This window comes from Paraburkholderia franconis (assembly GCF_009362735.1).
GTDB lineage: Bacteria > Pseudomonadota > Gammaproteobacteria > Burkholderiales > Burkholderiaceae > Paraburkholderia > Paraburkholderia franconis.
The window spans coordinates 1-677 of record NZ_WHNP01000254.1; the positions used below are offsets into that span (position 1 = coordinate 1).

The following is a 677-nucleotide window of genomic DNA, read 5'->3' on the forward strand; positions in this document are numbered from 1 at the left end:
GCGCCGGACAAGCAACGTCAGAAGCCCAAGCGCACGCCCTTGCCGCCGGAGTTGCCGCGCACCGACATCCGCCATGAACCCGACGACAAGACGTGCTCCTGCGGTTGCCAGCGAGTGCGTATCGGCGAGGACGTCAGCGAGAAGCTGGACTATGCGCCGGGCGTATTCACGGTCGAGCGGCACATTCGCGGCAAGTGGGCCTGCAAGGCGTGCGAAACGCTGATTCAGGCGCCTGTTCCGCCTCATGTGATCGACAAGGGCATTCCCATCGCCGGGCTGCTTGCGCAAGTGCTCGTCGCCAAGTATGGCGATCACTTACCGCTGTACCGTCAGGAACGCATCTTCGAACGCGCGGGTCTTGCAATTCCCCAATCAACGCTTGGCGAGTGGGTTGGTGTTTGCGGCGTGCGATTGCAGCCGCTGGTCGACGCGCTGCACGACGCGCTTCTGCAACAGGGTGTGCTGCACGCCGATGAGACGCCGGTGCAAATGCTGGTTCCCGGCAAAGGAAAGACGCAGCGCGCCTATGTATGGGCGTATGCCACCACGCAGTTCGCCGACGTGCGCGCAGTGGTCTATGAATTCGCGGATAGCCGTGCTGGCGAACATGCCAGCACGTTCCTCGGCAAATGGCGAGGCAAGCTGGTATGTGACGACTACAGCGCCTACAAAGCTGG

The 677-nt window shown here is 62.5% G+C and carries 1 protein-coding gene; it reads left to right on the forward strand.

The annotated features are described in order from the left end of the window. Positions 1-677: IS66 family transposase (gene tnpC, locus GCT13_RS48050; protein WP_152768468.1), on the forward strand; the 677-nt coding region annotated here is incomplete at both ends.